Genomic DNA, 4,692 nt, shown 5'->3' with positions numbered 1-4,692 from the left:
GACTGTACTGCCATCACGCCCGACCTGCTGCCGATGGTGACACTCACCCAGCCGGAGATCGATACGGTGGTGGCTACCGTCGCCGGCGGAGCCGCCAACGTACAGGATATCTACCCGCTTTCGCCTCTGCAGGAAGGCATTCTTTTCCATCACCAACTGCAGAAGCAAGGCGATGCCTACTTATTAAGAAATCTGGCAGCCTTTAGCACCCGTGAGCATCTCGATAACTTCCTTGCCGCATTGCAGCAGGTTATCGAACGTCACGACATTCTGCGCACCTCTGTTTGCTGGCAGGGACTAAGCCAGCCGGTACAGGTGGTCTGGCGTCAGGCAATATTGCCAATCAACCATTTTAAACCGACCTCATCAGAGGCGGTATTGGCACAGTTACAGGCACATACCGATCCATGCACCCATCGTGTCGATCTGAATCAGGCTCCCTTGTTTAGGGCCGATATCGCTCACGATCCTAAACAAAACGAATGGCTGCTGGCGCTGCGCTTCCACCATCTGGTCTGTGACCATATGACGCTGGCACTGATCGTCGGTGAAATCCGTCAGCTGTTGCAGGGCCAGCAGGACGCCCTGCCAACGCCGCTACCGTATCGTAATTTTATCTACCAAACCTTAAATGTACCGACCTCAGAGCATGAGGCCTATTTCCGCGAACGGCTGGCGGATATCGATGCACCGACAGCGCCTTTTGGCCTGCTGGATGTACAAGGGGATGGCGGCAGCGTCACCGAGGCACATTTGCCTCTGGAAGCCACTTTGGCATCTGCGATTCGCAGTCAGGCTCGCCGTTTTGGCGTCAGCCCCAGCGTGCTGTTCCACGTGGCCTGGGCACAGGTGCTCGCGCAGACCAGCGGTCGTGATGACGTGGTATTCGGCTCTGTTCTACTGGGTCGACTCGCTGGCACCGCCGATGCCGATCGGATCATGGGGATGTTTATCAATACGTTGCCGCTGCGAATTTCTCTTGCGGATCGCGGTGCAGCGGAGGTGGTTGAGCACACCTCGCACGATTTGATGACGCTGCTGGAGCATGAACAAGCCTCACTGGCATTGGCTCAACGCTGTAGCGGCGTGGCACCCCCCATGCCGTTATTCAGCACGCTGTTCAACTATCGCCACAGCTCACAAGATATTGACGATCTTGCCTGGAGCAGCATGCGTTTGCTCACGTCAGAAGAACGTACCAATTATCCACTCATTCTTTCTGTCAACGACCGGGGTAACGCGTTTAGCCTGGAAGCGCAGGCCATTGAGGGAATCGATCCTGAGCGCGTGGTGAATTACCTGATGACGGCAATCAGTGGTCTGACAGCTGCATTGGAAACGGAGCCCCAGCGACCGATACGCAGCCTATCCGTGCTACCGGAATCAGAACGTCAGCAATTGCTGACTGACTTTAATGCCACTGGCACGGATAGCCTGCCGCACGCGCTGATTCACGAACGTATTGAACACGCGGCACGCCAGACGCCAGATGCCATTGCGGTCATATTCGGCGAACAGACCCTCAATTACGATCAACTCAACCGCCGCGCCAACCGTCTCGCCCATCATCTGCTTACGCTCGGTGTACAGCCGGACGATCGGGTTGCGATTTGCGTCGAACGCAGTCTGGAGATGATTGTTGGTCTGCTCGGCACCCTCAAAGCCGGTGCCGCCTATGTGCCGCTGGATCCCTCTTATCCTGTCGATCGTCTGACTTACATGCTGGAGGATGCCGCCCCTGTTGCGCTGCTGACGCAAACCGATCTGGTCGCCCTGTTGGATAGCCCTCTGCCCACTATCGAACTCGATAATCTGCCAGCCGCTATCGCGAACGAGGCACCAGACAGTAACCCGACACCGCAGTCGTTTGGCCTGACGCCACATCATCTGGCGTATGTCATCTACACCTCTGGCTCCACGGGTAAACCCAAAGGGGTCATGGTTGAGCATCGTAATCTGTGTAATCTGGTTGATGCACTGTCTGATGCCTTCAATATCACCCGCGACAGCCGCCTGTTGCAGTTTGCTTCTTTCAGTTTCGATGCCTGTGTGTTTGAAGTCGCAACCACCCTTTCTCATGGCGGTAGTCTGGTACTTGCCCCGCGAGAAGCGCTACTGCCCGGCGAGGCGTTGCTGACGACGCTACAAACACAGGCGGTCACTCATGCGTTATTACCGCCTATTGCTGCCAGTGCTCTACCACCCGATGCCGACCTTCCTATGTTGAAGACCCTGATTCTGGGCGGAGAGGCGTGCACCGCGGCGCAAGTTAAGCGCTGGACATCGGGCCGGCAGGTGTTTAATGCCTACGGTCCAACGGAGATTACCGTCTGTGCTACTTTGTATCGCTGCGATGGGAGCCATAACGGAGCACCACCGATTGGCAGCCCAATTGCCAACACGCAAATCTATATTCTGGATGAGCAAAAACAGCCAGTTCCCCTTGGGGTCGCCGGTGAAATCTATATTGGCGGTGCCGGTGTCGCACGCGGCTACCTTAATCGCCCGGCATTGACGGCCGAGCGTTTTATTGCCGATCCATTTAGCGATCGTCCAGATGCTCGGCTCTACAAGAGCGGCGACCTTGGCCGCTGGTTGCCCAATGGCGATATCGAATATCTGGGCCGTAACGACTTCCAGATCAAACTGCGCGGTTTCCGTATTGAACTGGGTGAAATAGAAACGCACTTGATGCAGTGCAGCGGCGTCGGCGAAGCGGTAGTGATTGCCCGTGAAGACAGCCCCAGCGACACCCGACTAGTAGCCTATCTTTGCCCACAATCGGGTGCGGAACTCCACCCGACTGACCTGCGTCAACAGCTCAGCCAGCATCTGGCCGAGTATATGGTGCCTTCTGCTTTTGTCATGCTTGATGCTTTCCCACTCACGCCAAACGGTAAACTCGACCGTAATGCGCTACCCGCGCCCGGCCAAACGGCAGTCGCCCGTCATGACTATGAAGCGCCGCAAGGCGAGCTGGAGACAGCTCTCGCGCAAATTTGGCAAGACTTGCTGGGGCTGGATCGCGTTGGCCGCCACGATCAGTTCTTCGAGCTCGGTGGTCATTCGCTGATGATTGTCAGACTTATTGAACGTCTGCGTAGCATTGGCTGGACACTTGAAGCCCGAAGCCTCTTTTCTACCCCAGTTCTCTGCGACATGGCACAGGAAATACTGGAGAACCAAGATAAATCGGTGTTCATCGTCCCACCTAACCGGATTGCCACAGACACCACAATCATTACGCCCGCGTTGTTGCCACTGGTCACACTGTCTCAGGAAGAAATCGATACGGTTATCGCGACGGTACCCAACGGCGTAGCCAATGTGCAGGATATCTACCCGCTGGCCCCCTTGCAGGAAGGCATTCTGTTCCATTATCAGTTGCAGGAGAAAGGCGATACCTATCTGTTAAACAGCCAGCTCGCCTTTGACACACAGGCACGCCTTGATGGTTTTCTCAGCGCATTGCAACAGGTTATCGCACGCCACGATATTCTGCGCACCGCTATCTGCTGGCAAGGGCTCCACCAACCCGTACAGGTGGTTTGGCGACAGGCACCGCTGACGGTAAACACCCTGACAGCAACATCATCGGGCGATATCCCAGCACAATTGCGTGCAGCTACCGATCCCAGCAATCATCGGCTCAACCTCAACCGAGCCCCGCTGCTTGCGGCGACGACGGCGCACGATCCGATTCGCGGCGAATGGCTATTGTCGCTGAGCATCCATCATTTGATCAGCGACCATATAACACAGGCGTTGATCATCGACGAAATCCACCTGCTATTGCAGGATAAGGCAGAAGCGCTTCCTAAACCGCTACCGTATCGCAATTTTATCGCGCAGATCCTGAACGTCCCGCTTTCTGAGCATGAGCAGTATTTCCGCAGCCGACTGGCGGATATTGACACGCCGACAGCACCTTTCGATCGCGTGGATGTGCAAGGCAACGGCGAAGACATCACCGAAGCGCGTCTTTCACTCGATCACGTACTGGCTGATACCATTCGCCGTCAGGCTCGCCAGCAGGGAATTAGCTCAAGTGTGCTATTCCATGTTGCCTGGGCACAGGTTCTTGCACTGACCAGCGGTCGTGATGACGTGGTCTTTGGCTCCGTGCTTTCGGGTCGCCTGCAGGGAAGCTCGGGGGCCGATCGGGTGATGGGGATGTTCATCAACACGCTGCCGCTGCGTGTATCGCTCCGTGAGCGCAGCGTACACGATGTTGTTCAGAATACGTCTCATGAGCTGATGGCGCTATTAGCCCATGAACAGGCACCGCTGGCATTGGCTCAGCAATGCAGTCAGGTTCTCCCTCCTCTGCCGCTGTTCAGCACGCTATTCAACTATCGGCATTCCCAGAAAGATACTAGCAACACATTCTGGGAGGGCATGCGCCAACTGAGTGGGCGAGAGCGCACTAACTATCCGATCACGCTGTCAGTGGACGATCTGGGCGATGGCTTCAACCTGACCGCAAAAGCCGTCATGGGCGTCGACCCTGAACGAATCGTCCACTATATGCTTACCGCGCTTGAGAGTCTGGTCACGTCGTTGGAGAGCACACCGCAACAGGCGGCGCTAAGCCTGCCCATATTACCGGAAGCCGAACGCCAGCAGGTCCTGGTCGATTTTAACGCCACCGAGGCCGACTTCCCGCGTGAGACGCTAATTCAGCAACAGTTT

At 56.1% G+C, this 4,692-nt stretch carries 1 protein-coding gene; it reads left to right on the top strand.

Translation table 11 applies throughout. The features are described 5' to 3' along the window. A partial coding sequence (locus tag ACIPUG_RS21350) for an amino acid adenylation domain-containing protein (protein WP_400340102.1) occupies window positions 1-4,692 on the top strand: 4,692 nt, incomplete at both ends.

The sequence above is a fragment of the Pectobacterium sp. CHL-2024 genome (assembly GCF_044751765.1).
In the GTDB taxonomy this organism is placed as follows: Bacteria; Pseudomonadota; Gammaproteobacteria; order Enterobacterales; family Enterobacteriaceae; genus Pectobacterium; species Pectobacterium brasiliense.
Note: the sequence above shows the minus strand (reverse complement) of the source record. Positions and strands in the feature narration are given on the sequence as shown.